The organism is Pseudoalteromonas sp. SG43-1 (assembly GCF_014164415.1).
GTDB classification, from domain to species: domain Bacteria; phylum Pseudomonadota; class Gammaproteobacteria; order Enterobacterales; family Alteromonadaceae; genus Pseudoalteromonas; species Pseudoalteromonas distincta.
The window spans coordinates 106767-122727 of sequence record NZ_JACJFD010000003.1 but is presented as its reverse complement, the minus strand read 5'-3'; the positions used below and the strand labels follow the sequence as shown (position 1 = coordinate 122727).

At 38.3% G+C, this 15961-nt stretch carries 12 protein-coding genes and 1 pseudogene; 8 read left to right on the top strand and 5 right to left on the bottom strand.

What is annotated here, in order from left to right:
- Positions 1 to 131 precede the first annotated feature (131 nt).
- From H5159_RS04465 to H5159_RS04455, 3 genes and pseudogenes are all read left to right on the top strand, one after another.
- Positions 132 to 1919, top strand: a complete 1788-nt coding sequence (locus H5159_RS04465) for a M61 family metallopeptidase (RefSeq protein ID WP_182779795.1) — start codon at positions 132 to 134, stop codon at positions 1917 to 1919.
- A 224-nt stretch (positions 1920 to 2143) separates the two neighbouring features.
- Positions 2144 to 4214 (top strand): annotated as a pseudogene (locus H5159_RS04460) (EAL domain-containing protein).
- A 40-nt stretch (positions 4215 to 4254) separates the two neighbouring features.
- On the top strand, positions 4255 to 6426 hold the full coding sequence (locus tag H5159_RS04455) for a S46 family peptidase (protein WP_182779794.1): 2172 nt from the start codon (positions 4255 to 4257) through the stop codon (positions 6424 to 6426).
- A gap of 122 nt (positions 6427 to 6548) precedes the next feature.
- Here H5159_RS04455 and H5159_RS04450 read toward each other — a convergent pair whose 3' ends face one another.
- Both H5159_RS04450 and H5159_RS04445 read right to left on the bottom strand, forming a co-directional pair.
- Positions 6549 to 6929, bottom strand: coding sequence for a VOC family protein (locus tag H5159_RS04450; protein ID WP_182779793.1), 381 nt, complete (start codon positions 6927 to 6929; stop codon positions 6549 to 6551).
- 897 nt (positions 6930 to 7826) lie between these two features.
- Positions 7827 to 8012, bottom strand: a complete 186-nt coding sequence (locus H5159_RS04445; RefSeq protein ID WP_024594843.1) for a hypothetical protein — start codon at positions 8010 to 8012, stop codon at positions 7827 to 7829.
- 257 nt (positions 8013 to 8269) lie between these two features.
- Here H5159_RS04445 and H5159_RS04440 point away from each other — a divergent pair, with 257 nt between their 5' ends.
- From H5159_RS04440 to gntR, 4 genes are all read left to right on the top strand, one after another.
- Entirely contained in the window at positions 8270 to 9541 is a 1272-nt protein-coding gene (locus H5159_RS04440) for an O-acetylhomoserine aminocarboxypropyltransferase/cysteine synthase family protein (RefSeq protein ID WP_182779792.1), read from the top strand.
- Between the two features lie 257 nt (positions 9542 to 9798).
- Positions 9799 to 10179, top strand: coding sequence for a BlaI/MecI/CopY family transcriptional regulator (locus tag H5159_RS04435; protein WP_004586391.1), 381 nt, complete (start codon positions 9799 to 9801; stop codon positions 10177 to 10179).
- An 11-nt stretch (positions 10180 to 10190) separates the two neighbouring features.
- Entirely contained in the window at positions 10191 to 11807 is a 1617-nt protein-coding gene (locus tag H5159_RS04430) for a M56 family metallopeptidase (RefSeq protein WP_182779791.1), read from the top strand.
- 194 nt (positions 11808 to 12001) lie between these two features.
- Entirely contained in the window at positions 12002 to 13012 is a 1011-nt protein-coding gene (gntR, locus tag H5159_RS04425; RefSeq protein WP_182768693.1) for a gluconate operon transcriptional repressor GntR, read from the top strand.
- A 123-nt stretch (positions 13013 to 13135) separates the two neighbouring features.
- Here gntR and gntU read toward each other — a convergent pair whose 3' ends face one another.
- A complete protein-coding gene (gene gntU, locus H5159_RS04420; RefSeq protein ID WP_182779790.1) occupies positions 13136 to 14479 on the bottom strand; it encodes a gluconate transporter in 1344 nt (447 codons plus the stop codon).
- Positions 14480 to 14629: 150 nt separating this feature from the next.
- Between gntU and H5159_RS04415 the strand changes: the two genes are divergently transcribed.
- Positions 14630 to 15178 (top strand): gluconokinase, encoded by a 549-nt coding sequence (locus H5159_RS04415; protein WP_182779789.1) that lies wholly within the window; start codon positions 14630 to 14632, stop codon positions 15176 to 15178.
- A 40-nt stretch (positions 15179 to 15218) separates the two neighbouring features.
- Here the strand turns inward: H5159_RS04415 and H5159_RS04410 are convergent, their stop codons facing one another.
- Both H5159_RS04410 and H5159_RS04405 read right to left on the bottom strand, forming a co-directional pair.
- Positions 15219 to 15407 carry a DUF1289 domain-containing protein gene (locus tag H5159_RS04410; protein WP_165723885.1) on the bottom strand — a complete coding sequence of 63 codons (189 nt, stop codon included), beginning with the start codon at positions 15405 to 15407 and terminating at the stop codon, positions 15219 to 15221.
- 1 nt (position 15408) lies between these two features.
- Positions 15409 to 15948, bottom strand: a complete 540-nt coding sequence (locus tag H5159_RS04405; protein WP_182736426.1) for a hypothetical protein — start codon at positions 15946 to 15948, stop codon at positions 15409 to 15411.
- Between the last annotated feature and the right edge of the window lie 13 nt (positions 15949 to 15961).

Below are 15961 nucleotides of genomic sequence, written 5' to 3'. Positions count from 1 at the left end.
GTAAAAAACTTAGAAATTTTAATAAGCTACTACTTATAAACTCGTATATAGGGTCATTTATCGTATTTAATTCACTTTTAAATAGGGGCTTGTTAGTCTTGTAAGCAATTAAGTTTCTACTAAGAGTCTCTATGAAAAAGTTATTAGCCCTTTCAATTTTAGCTGCATGTTCAGCGCCTGTATTTGCCGATGTAAATTATTCTTTAGAAATCTCGCAACCACAGCATCATTTAGGTGATGTAAGTGTTGAGTTTCCAAAAACAGCGCAAGCACACCTTGATATAAAACTTCCTGCGTGGCGCACGGGTCGCTACGAAATGTTAAATCTTGCAAATGGCATTCGCTACTTCAAAGCCAAAGACGAAGATGGCAAAGAACTAAAATGGGAAAAAATAGATCACAGTACATGGCGTGTACATCTTAATGAACCTACAGAAGTAAATGTTGACTACCAGGTGTATGCAAATGAGCTTGGTAAACGTGCTCGCCACATTGACGACAGCCATGCATTTATAGATGCGTCAGGCTTTTTTATGTTTAGTGAATCATTTCGCCAAGAGCCTGTAACCGTTAATTTAGACGTGCCTAAAAAGTGGCGTTCTGTATCGGGTATGAATAATTTAAAAGGCAAAAATTCATTTAAAGCAGCCGATTACGATGTACTTGTTGATTCACCAATCGAAACGGGTATTAACCAACTACACACATTTGAAGTAGAAGGGCGTGAATATGATTTAGTTATATGGGGCGATGGTAACTACGATGTAGAGCTAATGCTTACCGATCTTAAAAAATTAGTTGCCACGGGTAATGTAATTTGGGATGGCTATCCGTATGAGCGTTATGTATTTATGGTGCATGCAACATCAGGAGCTGGTGGTGCAACAGAGCATTTAAACTCAACAATTATTCAACGACCACGTGACCGATTTGGTAGCCGCGAAGATTACTTAGGTTTTATTAGCACCGCTGCGCATGAGTTTGTTCATACATGGAATGTTAAAGCATATCGCCCTCAAGGTTTAGTGCCATACGATTACACTAATATGAACTATTCAAAACTGCTGTGGATTGCAGAAGGTTCAACAAGTTACTTTGAAGATCATTTATTAGTGCGCTCAGGCATTCAAACAACAGATGAATTTTTTAAAGTAATGAGTAAAACCATTAACCGTCATTTGCAAACACCGGGCCGTGAAGTGCAAAGCGCAAGCGAAACAAGCTTTGATAAATGGATTAATCAAGGTGGCGATCACGCACGTAACTACAGCACCAATATTTATTCAGAAGGTTCGTTACTTTCACTTGCTTTAGATATCGACTTACTTGAAAAAAGCCAAGGTAAAATAAGCTACCGAGACGTACACAAAGCACTTTATAACAATCATAAAATGCCCGCTGGATTTACAGATACAGATGTACTTAATATCTTAAAAGATTTAACAGGACGTGATTATTCAAGCTGGTGGCAAGAAAATGTAGAGTCGCCTGCAAGTATTAACTTTGACGACTTACTTACTAAAGTAGGCTTGAAATTTGAGCGCCCTGAAAAAGCAAAAGCACTTGCAAGTGTTGATGCTACCGCCAAAAATACAGGTGAATTACTGACGTTAAGTTATGTACGCCGTGGTGGCAGTGCGTGGAAAGCGGGTTTAACTACCGATGATAAAATTGTCGCTATAAACAAACATCACGTAGGTAAAGATTTAAAAACTAGCCTAGAAACGTTTAAGGCAGGCGACAAAGTAACCGTTGACTATCTTCGTCGCGATGCACTTGAAAGCTTAACATTAGTATTATCAGAAGATTTCGATAAGCCTAAAAAAGTAGTTGCTGATAAAGAGGCAACGCCACAGCAAAAAGCACTATTCAAAGCATGGATTGGCGTGGAACATCCAAATGATGTGACAAAAAAATAAATTCAGTTTTTATAGAGTTTAAATACAGTTAACAATTATTAAAAAAGAGCTTCGGCTCTTTTTTTGTTTTGTATAATGGCGTATATAATGTACATGGAAATTTAATATTAAAATTAAATTTAATTATTATTTGGTGTTTTTTATTACTAAATAAAATTACTTATGGATATAGCCTCAAAATGAAATTAGACGACGTTGCTTCAGACTTAACCAACTAATTTGTAATTAACGACTATTTGCACCAGTTATTTGATGCAGTAAATGTAATTTCTGTTCAAGGTTATGACAATGAGCGTCGTGTTATTTATTGGAATGAAGGCAGTGTGCGACTTTACGGATACACCAAAGAAGAGGCCATAGGGCAAAAAATAGAAGACCTTATAATTCCAGAATCAATGTGTGAATTTGTAATTGACGCACACAGTGATTGGGTAGAAAAAGACATAGAAATTCCAGCATCCGAAATTACCCTAAAAGGTAAAAATGGCGAAAGTGTATCTGTTTTTTCTAGCCATGTTATGTTTACAAATCAATATAATACAAAACAAATGTATTGCATTGATATTGACTTATCTGAGGTTAAAAAGGCACAAGCAGATGCATCATTTAATGAGGATATGCTAAAAACTATTTTTGAGGCAATTCCTGACTTATTTTTCTTGATGGAAAATGATGGAACTATTATTGAGTATCATGCCAGTAATGAGACCGATCTCTACACCAAGCCAAAGCAATTTATTGGTAAAAAAATGGGTGATGTACTCCCGCGCGCTGTAGCCAAAAAATTTGAAACCTATATCAGCCTCGTATTAGAAAAAGAGCAGATGATGAGCTTTAAATATGAGCTAGCTTTACCCCATGGGCTCGTTTTTTTTGAAGCAAGAATAAATAAAATAACAGAACATAACCAGTTAATGGTTATTATTCGAGATATTACAGAACAGCATAAATCAGATGAACTAATTAGACATCAAGCGTATTACGATAGTCTAACTTTACTCCCTAATCGTTTTTTAGCACTTGATCGTTTGTCGCAATTGCTTATTGAAGTACAAAGAAATAACGAGAAAGCGGCAGTACTGTTTTTGGATTTAGATGATTTTAAAAAAATAAATGACTCTTTAGGCCATGAAACAGGAGACAAACTTTTAATTGAATCAGCGCAAAGGCTGCAAGAGGCACTGCGAAAAGACGACACGGTAGGGCGCCTAGGTGGAGATGAGTTTATCGTATTACTACGAGGTATAACTGATCACCATGCAGCGCTAAAAATCACTGAAAAATTGGTCAATAACTTTAGAGCCCCTTTTAAAATTGAAGGCCGAGAACACATACTAACAGCGAGTATTGGTGTAGCCATATACCCAGAAAATGGTACAACTGTTGCTGATTTATTACGAAATGCTGACACTGCAATGTATCAAGCAAAATCATATGGTCGTAATACTTATTCAGCGCCGACTAGTAATAGAAGAGCAGATGCGTGGCGCCCTTGAGCGTAATGAATTCGAGTTATTTTACCAGCCCCAATTTGACGCCAAAAATAAACACATCATTGGTGCAGAAGCGTTATTACGCTGGCATAACCCTGTGCTAGGTAATGTAACACCCGATGAGTTTATACCTATTGCCGAAAATACAGGATTAATTGTACCTATTGGCAAGTTTGTAATTAGCCAAGCATTACACTTTTTAAACACATGGCAAAGTACCTGTAAACGCCAACAAAAATATACAATGGCTGTTAACTTATCTCCTCGCCAATTTAGAGACGTAGGGCTGCTCAGTTTTATTCAAAACTCATTGAGTGAAGCAAACGTAAATCCCGAAAATTTAGAGCTTGAAATAACTGAGGGAGTGCTGATGAGTTGCCACACTAATGTTGTTGATATATTGACTGAAATTACGGCATTAGGCATTAACTTATCAATGGATGACTTTGGTACGGGTTATTCATCATTAAGTTATTTGATGGAGTATCCGTTTAATGTACTTAAAATAGATAGAAGTTTTATTGACGGTATTGTACTAAACAATGAAGATTGTAATCTCGTAAAGGCAATTATTGCCATGTCGCACAGTTTAGGGCTGACAGTGGTGGCCGAAGGCGTAGAAACAAAAGGGCAGCATACTTTGTTGAACAAATTAGGCTGTGATTTTATGCAAGGTTTTTACTTTAGTAAACCCATACCAGCAAAACAGTTTCTTGATTTTTCGATGAATTTTGATAAAAGTAAGATTAAACACTCGATTGTAACAATTCATTGCACGGCTATTGACCTCATTAGCTACTGACGAGTAACCTGTTATAGAAACAAATAAAAAGGATTCTATAATGCGTTTAAAACCTCTTGTAGCTACATTAGCAGCCACATTTTCTTTATCACTTTCAAGTAGTGCCATAGCCGACGAAGGCATGTGGCAACCACACCAACTTCCAGAGTTAGAATCAATTTTAAAAGCCAAAGGGCTTGAAATTGATGTTGAATCTATTTCTAAATTAACCGAATTCCCAATGAATGCGGTAATTAGCCTAGGTGGCTGTACAGCATCGTTTGTATCGCCTAAGGGTTTAGTTGTGTCAAACCATCACTGTGTTTATGGCTCGGTGCAATACAATTCAACACCTGAAAACAACATATTAGAAAATGGCTTTTTAGCTAAAAGCCCTGCTGAGGACTTACCAGCAGCGCCGGGTTCACGCGTATACGTCACAGAAACAGTTACTAATGTGACTGACAAAGTTAGTAAAGGTATTGAAGAACTAAGCGGTAAAGCACGCTACGACGCAATAGTAAAAAACGAAAAAGCGCTAGTAGCCCAGTGTGAAGCCGACGAAAGCTATCGTTGTAACGTGTATTCGTTTCATGGTGGTTTAGAGTTTTACCTAATTAAGTCACTTGAAATTAAAGACGTACGTTTATCTTACGCACCAGCTATGGGCGTAGGTAAATACGGTGGCGATATAGATAACTGGATGTGGCCGCGCCACACCGGCGACTTTGGTTTTTACCGCGCTTATGTAGGCAAAGATGGAAAACCAGCTGAGTACAGCGAAGACAACGTACCTTACGTACCTGACTCTTACCTAAAAGTAAGTGCCAAAGGCGTGCAAGAAGGCGACTTTGTAATGGTTACAGGCTACCCAGGGCGTACTAACCGCTACCGTATAGCAACAGAGGTAGATAACGTATTTAACGACAGCTACCCTAAAGCACGCGTTCATAACTCAAAATACGTGTCGCTTATCGAAGAAAACTCAGAAGACGGCAGTAAAGCGCGTATTGCTTACGAAAGCACCATTGCAGGTTATAACAACTATATTAAAAACTATGGTTCGATGATCGAAAGCTTCAAAAAGGGCACTATGCTTGAGCGCAAAAAACAGTTTGAGCAAGAGTTAACACAATGGATCAATAGTGATGGTGAGCGTAAAGAACAATACGGAAGCGTATTAGGTGAGCTATCTGAGCTAATTGCGCAATCACAAGAGCACAGTGAACGCGACCGCATGCTAGGTTATGTACATCGCTCACAAATGATCAGCACAGCACGACGCTTATACCGCTTAGCTTATGAAAAGCAAAAGCCAAATAGCGAACGTGAATCTGGTTATCAAGAACGTGATTTACCTCGCATTAAAGCAGGGCTTGAGCGCATGACGCGCCGTTATGATAGCAAAGTAGACAAAGCTATTTTACTGCACTTTTTAGAACTGTATGCAGCACTTCCAAAAGAAGAGCGTTTTAGCGACGTTGATAACGTATTTAAAGTACAAAATGGGTTTGATAAAGCAACTCAAAGCGCGTTACTTGATAGCATGTATGAGCAGTCAAGACTCGATAATGCCACTGTTCGCAATTCATTATTTGAGCAATCGTTTAGCCAGCTAAATCAAAGCCAAGACCCATTTGTTCAGTACGCTAAAGCAATCTTTAAAGTAATGAAAGCTGAGGAAGATAAATCAAAAGCACTTGCAGGTAAATTACAAGCAGCTCGCCCAGAGTTAATGAGCGCAATAATTGCGTTTAACAAAGCTAAAAACAAACCTGTATACGCCGATGCCAACAGCACACTACGAGTAACCTATGGCACTGTAGGCGGCTACTCACCTCAAGATGGCTTGGTAGCAACACCTTTTACCTCGCTTGAAGGGTTACTCGCTAAAAATACCGATGTTGACCCATTTAATGCACCTAAAAAGTTACAAGAGCAAATTAAAGCCAAGCTTTATGGTGATTACACGGGTGGCATGAATACAGTACCCGTTAACTTCTTATCAAATGTAGACACTACCGGTGGTAACTCAGGTTCGCCAACACTTAACGGTAAAGCAGAGCTTGTTGGTTTACTGTTTGACGGTGTTTACGAAAGTATTATTGGTGACTGGGATTATAACCCTGAGCTTAATCGCTCAATCCACGTTGATTCACGCTACATGCTGTGGGTAATGGATAAAGTAGATAATGCACAAAACTTGTTAGACGAAATGACAATCGTAAAATAAGTAATTAGTGAGATAACAGAAGGGCGCTTACCGTAAAGGAAGCGCCTTTTTTGTTGATGTTTGATTCGCTTATTTATGACTGCTAAGTGCCATGAGCGGATGCTCATAACCTAAGTCACTTTTTATACGCGTTTCTCAACTTTCCAAGGAGGATTTAAGCGTTTTTCACCTGCCCAGTAAAGTTTGATTTTATTACCAGACGGATCTTTAAGTATTGCTTCTTTCCACAAGTACCGTTGCTCTGTCGGCTGTTGTTCAAACTGAAAACCTTTTTTGGTCAACTCAGCACACAGTTCATCAAGTTTTTCATGCTCGAAGTAAATCACAGAACTGTTTTCAAATTCACTGGATTCGAGTGATAAGGAAAAAGTAGAATTCCCATCTGGGCAAGAAAACCTTGTGTAATGGGGCGTATCGACAATTTGAGTGAAGCCGAGTTTTAGATAAAAGTTAACAGCAACATCCATATCTTTTACTGGTAAAGTAACCTGGTTAAGTTCCATTTAAACTCCTAGCGTATAACTTTTCAATAACGGGCGCAGGCACATAAGCATAATAGCGAAGCCGCCCTGCGTGTATGCGTCCCAGCGAACGTAGTGAGCGAGTTTACTGAGTTGTTATGCATGTTTATATACAGAGTGAGTTGTGTTTTTAAAACAGTGTAAGGCGATAAAGGCCCCTAAAGTTAAACTAGCCACACTGCACAAATAATTTAAGCCATAGATTATCGTTTCCATTCGGCTCTCACTGTCGAGAAAAACATAACACGAGGAAATTATGTAAAGTAAAGCTATAACAGAGCTCCCAATTTTATAGGAAATCTTTGACGTGTTAAAAGCAGCGAACAGCAATGCTACTGAAAAAAATACACTTGAAAATGCTCCGATGTAATAAGTTGAATCTTGGAATTGATAACCTAATTCTTCATTTCGTAACATGACAAAAGGGGATATGAAACCGATTAATTCGGCTAGAATTGGTCCACTAAATAGTCCAAAAATTAAAATTTTAAGAGCACGGATCACTACACCTCCTTCTAAATGTATAACAACTTTATCAGAGGACACCTCCCTATTTTAGCGCGAAGACATCCTTATTTTGTGAACTTATATTAATAGCAAATACTATAAGTTATTGCCAGATATAAATATTATGCTTACTGTAGCTTATATAAATATGTAAAAAAGGGAAAGTTTCCATTTATTATTACTAAGTTAATGACGACTCACCCGAACGACCGGTTATCGCTCACAGCAGGCTTCAGGAAAGTGCCAATTGCGGACATTGTTAACGCTCGCCTAATACGCCTTGCACTGGCGGGCTTTTTGCGTTGCTTGCTAAAAGTGTGGCTGCCGGCAATGTAGGATTTAGATGCTTGTTAGCAATACATTCTGTTGCGGCTAACCTGTCACCTTGGACAAGAACATGAAAAAGCCACCCAACAAAATAATTGCAATGATGACTATAGCTGTGAGCGTCTTCGACTGAAGCATTGATTCAATTAAACCGACTTCAGTTTGCATTTTAATTAGGTCTTTTGGCTCAACATCTTCTTTAATGCGAGGGTTATTTGTTTCGTTATTCATTGGCAACTCCATATGCGAAATATTCGTGTCTTACTAACAGCTTATAACACACCAAAACGGCGTTTAATAATGTTATTGGACAAAATTAGATTTCTACTCAAAGCACTAGAATAAATTTAACTTTTCCAATGACCGCTGTTCGCTCTGACCTGCCTTCAACTTAAATCAAACCACCTCAACACCCTTTAATATATTTAATGTGCATTTTATAACCAAGAAGTGCTAGGTTAGTGGTAAATTAATTGAAGGAAATAATTATGAAATTAGAGTCATTAGCACTGCACCACGGTTACGAATCTGAGGCTACGACTAAATCGGCAGCCGTGCCTATTTACAATACATCATCGTACACATTTGATAATACGCAGCATGGCGCTGATTTATTCGATTTAAAAGTACCTGGAAATATTTACACCCGCATAATGAACCCAACTAATGCCGTACTTGAACAACGTATTGCCGCGATGGAAGGGGGAATTGGTGCGCTGGCTGTTGCCTCAGGGATGGCGGCTATTACGTATGCTATTCAATGTTTGTGCGAGGTAGGTACTAATATTGTAAGCACCAGCCAAGTATATGGCGGCACGTATAATTTATTTGCCCATACATTACCACGCCAAGGTATTGAAGCACGTATGATTAAAGCTGATGACTTTAGCGCATTCGAGGATGCCATTGACGACAGCACCCGTGCTGTTTTTTGTGAATCTATTGGTAACCCGGCAGGTAATATTGTTGATATTGAGCGTTTAGCACGTATTGCACACAGCAAAGGTGTGCCGCTTATAGTTGATAATACCGTGGCTACGCCGTATTTATGCCGTCCATTTGAGCTGGGCGCCGATATAGTGGTTCACTCACTGACAAAGTATATAAACGGGCACGGTACTGCTATTGGCGGCATGATTGTCGACTCAGGAAAATTTGATTGGAAAGCAAATGCTACACGTTTTGCAATGATGAACGAGCCCGATCCGTCGTACCACAATGTGGTTTATACCGAAGCTTTTGCTGAAGCTGCATTTATCGGTCGCTGCAGAGTAGTGCCACTTAGAAATACTGGCGCAGCGCTTGCGCCTAAAAACGCATCTGACATTTTAATCGGCCTTGAAACCTTAGGTTTAAGAATGGATCGCCACTGCAAAAATGCACAGCACTTGGCTGAGTATTTAGAAAATCATCCAAAAGTGCTTTGGGTTAATTACGCAGGGCTTAAATCAAGCCCGTATAACGAAATGAGCCAAAAAATTACTAGTGGTAAAGCATCGGGTATTTTAAGCTTTGGTATTGCTGGTGGCCTAGAAGCGGGTACTCGTTTTATTGATGCGCTAAAAATGATTTTACGCTTAGTTAATATTGGCGATGCCAAGTCGCTTGCGTGTCATCCTGCGTCAACTACACACCGCCAATTAAATGATGAAGAGCTTGCTAATGCGGGTGTAAGTCGCGATTTAATCCGTTTATCGGTTGGTATTGAAAACATTGCTGACATAATTGCCGATGTAAGCCAAGCGCTCGATAAAGCATAGTTACCTCACTACCTTTCATAAAAACTTTAAAGCATAAAAAGCGTTAGTTGAAAATAAGCTATCGTTTTTTATGTTTTTCTAAAACCAATTAACAAGTATACACCCTTATTTTATATACATTTTTTATAAAACCTCCCTAAGACTTTTTTATTTCTATCATTTGTTTTTCATTCAAATGTCAATTTTGTGTTGACACTAAGATTACTTACTACTACATTTGTAACAGTACCACTACAAGTGTAGTAATAGGAGCGACAATGAAACTTAGTGATTTTGAAATGGATATTATGCAGCTGCTCTGGCAGGAAGAACCCTGTACCGCGAGTCAACTACATAAAGTGCTTTTAGCGGATAAGCAAAAAGATAAAAAAGTAGCCTATACAACAGTTAAAACTATTGTAGATAGGTTAGAACACAAAGGGGCGATTGAGCGCTGTGGACATGAAGGTCGAGCTATTGTTTTTAGAACAATCGTGACTCAAGACACATTATCGGGGCAAGCCATGCCTAGTTTTATGCAACGATTTTTTAAAGGTAATTCTCGTAGTTTAATTGCCCACTTTATCAAAGAAGAAAAGCTAAATGATGAAGATATAGAATATTTACAAACGCTTTTAAAAAATAAGAAGTTAGATTAAAGGAGAGGGTAATGACGGATTATTTACTAACTTGCACACTTATTAGCTTATGTATTTTGCTTACAGTAAAAGGGCTAAAAAATGCCCCAGCACGATTAAACTTTTACATTTTAATGACTGCCTTGGCATGTTGGTTTGTCCCTTGGCAATATTTTTCCCAGTTATCCTTATTTGAAGGGGCAAATCGTTACACATTCAACGTGGCGCAATTGATTCCCAATGTTAAAGCATTAATACCAAATGCTGAACAAGTAGCAACTAAGGACGAATTACAAAGCGATATGAGTATATGGGACTTATTGCCATCACTTAGTAATGTTTTTATGGTTTTAGTTTTAGCTGGTTTTGGGTTGTTTTCATTACGCATGAGCCTTTATGTAAAGCTTATAAAAAACTTATACATTAACTCAAAGCCAAGTCCTGAACTTAAACACATTAACAATCAGTATCCAATTAGACTAACAACCCATACAGAGCCTGCTTTTGCTACCGGGTTAATAAAGCCTGTTATTTGGCTAGAGTCGACGATGGTAAATCGTGAAGAATTAGATTCAGTCATTCAACACGAGGTAACTCATTTACAACAAGGTGATATTTATTGGACGTGGCTTATTTGTTTTATAGAAAGCGTTTTTTGGTGGAATCCTATTTGCTTAAAGTTAACTGGTTTAGCAAAAGAGCAACTCGAACTTAGCTGTGATGAGTTGTGTATGCAAAAGCTAAAAGGTAAATACCAATTGGATTTAGCCAGTTTATTGCTACAAGAGCAAAGTGCTAAAAGCTCGCCTAACTTTTTTACCCCCCCACTTTTGAATATTGCTCATTCTAAGAGTTTTAATATTCAGAGGATCAAAATGTTAAACAAGGAAAAAACAATGAAAAGTAAATATTTGGTTATGGTTGCGGCGGCAATGTCTTTTAGTGCTTTAGCTGCAGCGCAAATTGTAGATGGTAGTTCAGATAACAAGCAGCCAAGTAATAATACGTCTCAGGCTCCTGTTAAAAGTGAAGAATATAAACAACAACTAGCACAGCTTCTAAAAAGTGCTGCTGGGGCAAAAAGTGATACCCCTGAACTGTTAAACCAAGCTGCGCAAGGCATACAACAATGGCACTTAAATAGAGATAAACTTGCTGGTTTTGAAGAAGCTGAAATTAAACTACAAAGCTTTAGGCTGCTAGATCACGTTTACTCTAAACTTGAGCAATATGAAGATATACTGAGTGCTTACGAAAAATGGTATGAGCCTGGTAGTAACCCGCCTTACTTTTTAAACAATTCACTAGCAACCGCGTATATACAACTAGGGCGTTATGAGCTTGCTGTTGCAGAGCTTGAAGATTTATCAAAACAGCTTGAAGGGAAACTACATGTTGGCTCTGCTGATAACTTAGCACTGGCATACATTTACCTTGATGATTACGATAAAGCGTTAAAAACCCTAGAGAAGGTTGATGCAAAAGACGATGTATACGGAAATATCCTTAAATATTATGTTTATGATAAACAAAATAACCGTAAAAAGATGGATGAAATCAAAAGTAAAATCCCAGAAGCATTTGCAGTTACCCCCGCGTTATTACCACAAAGCGGCCTACCTGGTTCGCAATTGTTGAGATTGCTATAAGTTTTCAATTACGATGAGGCTCGGAGTATCTGAGCCTCTGTTTATGTTATTGGTACAAATACAGTAAAATAGGTCTAGATTATTTAAATCTCTTGGGTAATCGCTTAGTGATAACTTAAATAAAAATGGCTAAAAGTAGTGATTTTTCACAATAGTTGGTATGTTACAAGTAACATTTTATTTAATTGTGTGTGATGAAAAAAAACAAACGTTCTTCTCTTCAAGATATTGCCGATGCGGTTGGTGTAACCAAAATGACGGTGAGTCGTTATTTACGTAATCCCGAAAAAGTATCAGAGTCTACTCGCACTAAAATTAGTGCAGCTATTGATACGCTAGGTTACATTGCAAATAAAGCCCCTGATTTACTCTCTAATGCTAAAAGCTACTCTATTGGTGTACTAGTCCCATCGTTAACGAACCACGTATTTGCTCAAGTTATAAAAGGTATTGAAGATGTAACAGGGCCTGCAGGATACCAAACAATGTTAGCCCATTATGGTTACAACCCTGAAATTGAAGAAAAACGGGTTGAGTATCTATTGTCGTATCACGTTGATGGTTTAATTTTATCAGAAACCACACACACAGACAGAACGCTAAAAATGATTGAAACGTCAGGCGTACCTGTGATTGAAATAATGGATACTCATCACTCTCCTATGCAGCAAGCGATTGGTTTTGATAACGTTAAAGCCGCTTTTGATATGACGACGGCACTTTTAAATAAAGGCTATCGCAATATTGTTTATATAGGTGCAAGGCTCGATGTACGAACACGCCTAAAATTTCAAGGTTATTCAGATGCTATGTTAGCTAAAGGTTTTACGCCTAAAAGTGTGATGACTGATCAAGCTTCATCTTATAGTTTAGGTGCTGAACTTTTACAAAAAGCGCGTACTGACTACCCAAATACTGACTGTTTGTTTTGTACTAATGATGATTTAGCAATTGGGGCTATTTTTGAATGCCAGCGAAACAACATTTTAGTGCCTAGCCAAATGGGGGTTGTGGGTTTTCATGGCCATGATATTGGCCAAGCAATGGTTCCTCAATTAGCAAGTGTGATCACCCCGCGTTATCAGATAGGTAATGTTGCGGGAAGAGAGTTGTTGAGCCGGATTAATTCAGATTTAGATACTAGCATTAATTATAAGCAAGTAATTGATTCTGGTTATATAGTTCATCTAGGTGAAAGTGTTTAAATACTCAAATTACATGAGCTTAATTACCTGTGCCTAATTACCTGTGCCTAATTACCTGAGCCTAAATAACAAAAGGCTCAGGTAATTTTTATATGTGTGATGATAACTCTACATACTGTAATTTTACAAAAACAGAGAAATAATCATAGCGACAAGTGCGCCAACAGTACCAATAATAGTTTCCATTACCGTCCACGTTTTAAGAGTTTGCATTTCGCTCAAACCGAGATAGCGACTCGCTAACCAAAATCCTGAGTCGTTTACATGGGAGAGCACAATAGAGCCCCCACCAATAGCGATAGTGACAGCGGCAAGCTGCGCTCCATCAAGGCCTAAAGGCTGAAGCATTGGAATAATTAAGCCACACGCTGTAAGCATAGCTACCGTCGCAGAGCCTTGAATAACCCGCACAGCGGCTGATAATACAAAAGCGAGTATTACAATTGGTAATCCTGAGCCAGCTAAGTAATTACCCAGTGCAGTACCTACTCCTGAATCAACTAATACTTGTTTAAATACCCCACCAGCACCAGTGACAAGAATAATAATTCCTGCAGGTTGTAAGGCACTACCACAAATTTCCATGATTCTAGCATTAGGGACACCGCGCCTTGCACCGAGCAAATAAAATGCCATTAGGCAGGCAACTAAAATTGCTGTAAATGGATGACCTATAAAGGCTAACCAATTATATAAATCAGAGTCTTTTTCAACAAAGCGGCTACCAATAGTATTTAAACTAATCATAATTAACGGCAGAGCAATTAAACCTAATGCTAATCCAAAACTAGGCGTCCCTTTACCAACTCTTTGGTTATCGTCAATTTGTTCGTGCTGTGGGAGTTCTACATGAATAGATTTAGAAATAATAGAGCCCCAAATTGGACCTCCTATAATCATTGCCGGTATGGCAGCAATAAGGCCAAATAAAATCATATAACCATAGTCAGCGCCTAATTGAGAGGCAACCAAAATCGGCCCTGGCGCAGGAATAAGAAACGCCTGACAAGACGCTATCCCAGCAAGTAGCCCAATACCAATTTTAACAACGCTGCCACCGCCTTTTCGTACCACAGCAAAAACAATACCGATTAAAAGTACAACGGCTACATCAAAAAAGAGGGGGAGGGCACAAATAAAGCCCGTAAAGGTAAGCGCCCAATTAGCGTTCTTTTCACCAAAACGGTGTAAAAGTGTGTGGGCAATACGATCCAGCGCGCCGGTTTCTTCCATTACTTTGCCAAACATGGCGCCTAAAGCGACCACCACCGCTACAAAGCCTAGTGTTCCGGCCATTCCTTTTTGAATTGTAGCGGCAATTATTTTAGGGCTCATTCCTGAGAATAATCCTGCAATCATTGAAACAAGGATCAAAGAGACGACAGCATGTAGTCGTACTTTCATTACTAAAAAAAGCAATAAAAATATGGAGCCTACCGCTGTTAGTATTAATGATAAATCTGACATTTTTCCCTACTTATATTCAGTGTGAATTATGATGTTTAGTGTGTGTTTAACTTCACTTTCGTATTTGTTACGCGTAACATGTTACCCGTAACTCAATATAATATATACATTGAAAATAATTAATTATTAAATTAAGGCGAGGGTAAATACATGAGTAACACAAATGTAGGTCGTATTTATATTGTAATGGGGGTTTCAAGCACAGGAAAGTCAAGTGTGGGTGATGCATTAGCAAAGCGCATTGGCGCTAAATTTATCGACGGAGACGACTTACATCCCAAGGCTAATATATTAAAAATGTCATCTGGGCAGCCTTTAAATGATGCTGATCGTGTGCCTTGGCTAGAAAGAATACGTGATGCTGCATTTAGCATTGAAAAGAAAAATGAAGTCGCGGTAATAGTCTGCTCAGCATTAAAAAAGAAATACCGAAAACAAATATGTGATGGAAATACAGGAATTACCTTTTTACATCTTTATGGTGATTTTGAGCTGGTTAAAAGCCGTATGCAGGACAGAAAAGGGCATTTTATGCCTGTTGATTTACTCAAAAGCCAATTTGAAGCGCTAGAAGTTCCAAAAGAAGATGAGCCCAATGTTATAAATATAGATATTAATAACTCATTTGAGCAAGTAGTCGAAAGCTGTATTAGCGCAACTAAAATGAATAGCCACAACAAGTTAAAAGTTTTTACTTAATCAATTAACTGTTACTTTTAACATTTAGGGGCTTTATTTGTTATGAGTTAGCGTCTGCTCGTGGTGTTTCTAAAATCGCTTTTTTTTCATCTTCAGATAATATTATCCAATCAAAAATTTCTTCGTTAGTACGCCCACAACCGGTGCAGTAACCGCTGCGCCTTTCGCATATTCCTAGGCAATCAGTTTTAAATTTAGATTGTTTTTTGTTTTGATTTAATTGGCGCATATTAAAGTCCTAGTGGTGGTGCAATTTCAAAGCGAGAAGAAAACCCGTTACCTTCTTGATTAGTAGAGAGTGTAATGACTGGGGTTTTAGTATCAAGTACAAAGGTGCTGTAAATTGAACTTGCTGTTTCTTTTTGGCTTTCCAACCAACCTGTTTTGGTTAAGCATTGGCGTAATTGCTTAGCCAGTTTTTGATGAGACTTTATTGTTTGCGTTTGTGTTTTAACAGGTGTTTGGCATTGGTAGCTTGCTTGCTCTGACTTATTTAAAGTAACCGTACAGTTTGCTCCAATCATATGAGCACTAGTACGCCATTGATTAGTAAACTGGTTATTTACTTTATCTGTTTTGATTGAATTAAAACCAGACTCATAACTGCTTATAAGGTTATTTATGGTGCTGCATTCATCGGGTGTTACTGTGGTTTTTACAGACTGATTCGTTGTAGTAGTAGTGGTTGTTGTAGTTGTAGTCTGATTAGTTTTGCTGGTACAGCCCGCTAAAATAAACGCGACAATAGAAGGAATAATATAGTTTTTCATAGTTCACAGTAAC

What these genes read in the sequence shown, in the direction of transcription:
- H5159_RS04465 (WP_182779795.1), top strand. Translation starts at nt 132, where the DNA reads ATGAAAAAGTTATTAGCCCTTTCAATTTTAGCTGCATGTTCAGCGCCT.
- H5159_RS04455 (WP_182779794.1), top strand. Translation starts at nt 4,255, where the DNA reads ATGCGTTTAAAACCTCTTGTAGCTACATTAGCAGCCACATTTTCTTTA.
- H5159_RS04450 (WP_182779793.1), bottom strand. Translation starts at nt 6,929, where the DNA reads ATGGAACTTAACCAGGTTACTTTACCAGTAAAAGATATGGATGTTGCT.
- H5159_RS04445 (WP_024594843.1), bottom strand. Translation starts at nt 8,012, where the DNA reads ATGAATAACGAAACAAATAACCCTCGCATTAAAGAAGATGTTGAGCCA.
- H5159_RS04440 (WP_182779792.1), top strand. Translation starts at nt 8,270, where the DNA reads ATGAAATTAGAGTCATTAGCACTGCACCACGGTTACGAATCTGAGGCT.
- H5159_RS04435 (WP_004586391.1), top strand. Translation starts at nt 9,799, where the DNA reads ATGAAACTTAGTGATTTTGAAATGGATATTATGCAGCTGCTCTGGCAG.
- H5159_RS04430 (WP_182779791.1), top strand. Translation starts at nt 10,191, where the DNA reads ATGACGGATTATTTACTAACTTGCACACTTATTAGCTTATGTATTTTG.
- gntR (WP_182768693.1), top strand. Translation starts at nt 12,002, where the DNA reads ATGAAAAAAAACAAACGTTCTTCTCTTCAAGATATTGCCGATGCGGTT.
- gntU (WP_182779790.1), bottom strand. Translation starts at nt 14,479, where the DNA reads ATGTCAGATTTATCATTAATACTAACAGCGGTAGGCTCCATATTTTTA.
- H5159_RS04415 (WP_182779789.1), top strand. Translation starts at nt 14,630, where the DNA reads ATGAGTAACACAAATGTAGGTCGTATTTATATTGTAATGGGGGTTTCA.
- H5159_RS04410 (WP_165723885.1), bottom strand. Translation starts at nt 15,407, where the DNA reads ATGCGCCAATTAAATCAAAACAAAAAACAATCTAAATTTAAAACTGAT.
- H5159_RS04405 (WP_182736426.1), bottom strand. Translation starts at nt 15,948, where the DNA reads ATGAAAAACTATATTATTCCTTCTATTGTCGCGTTTATTTTAGCGGGC.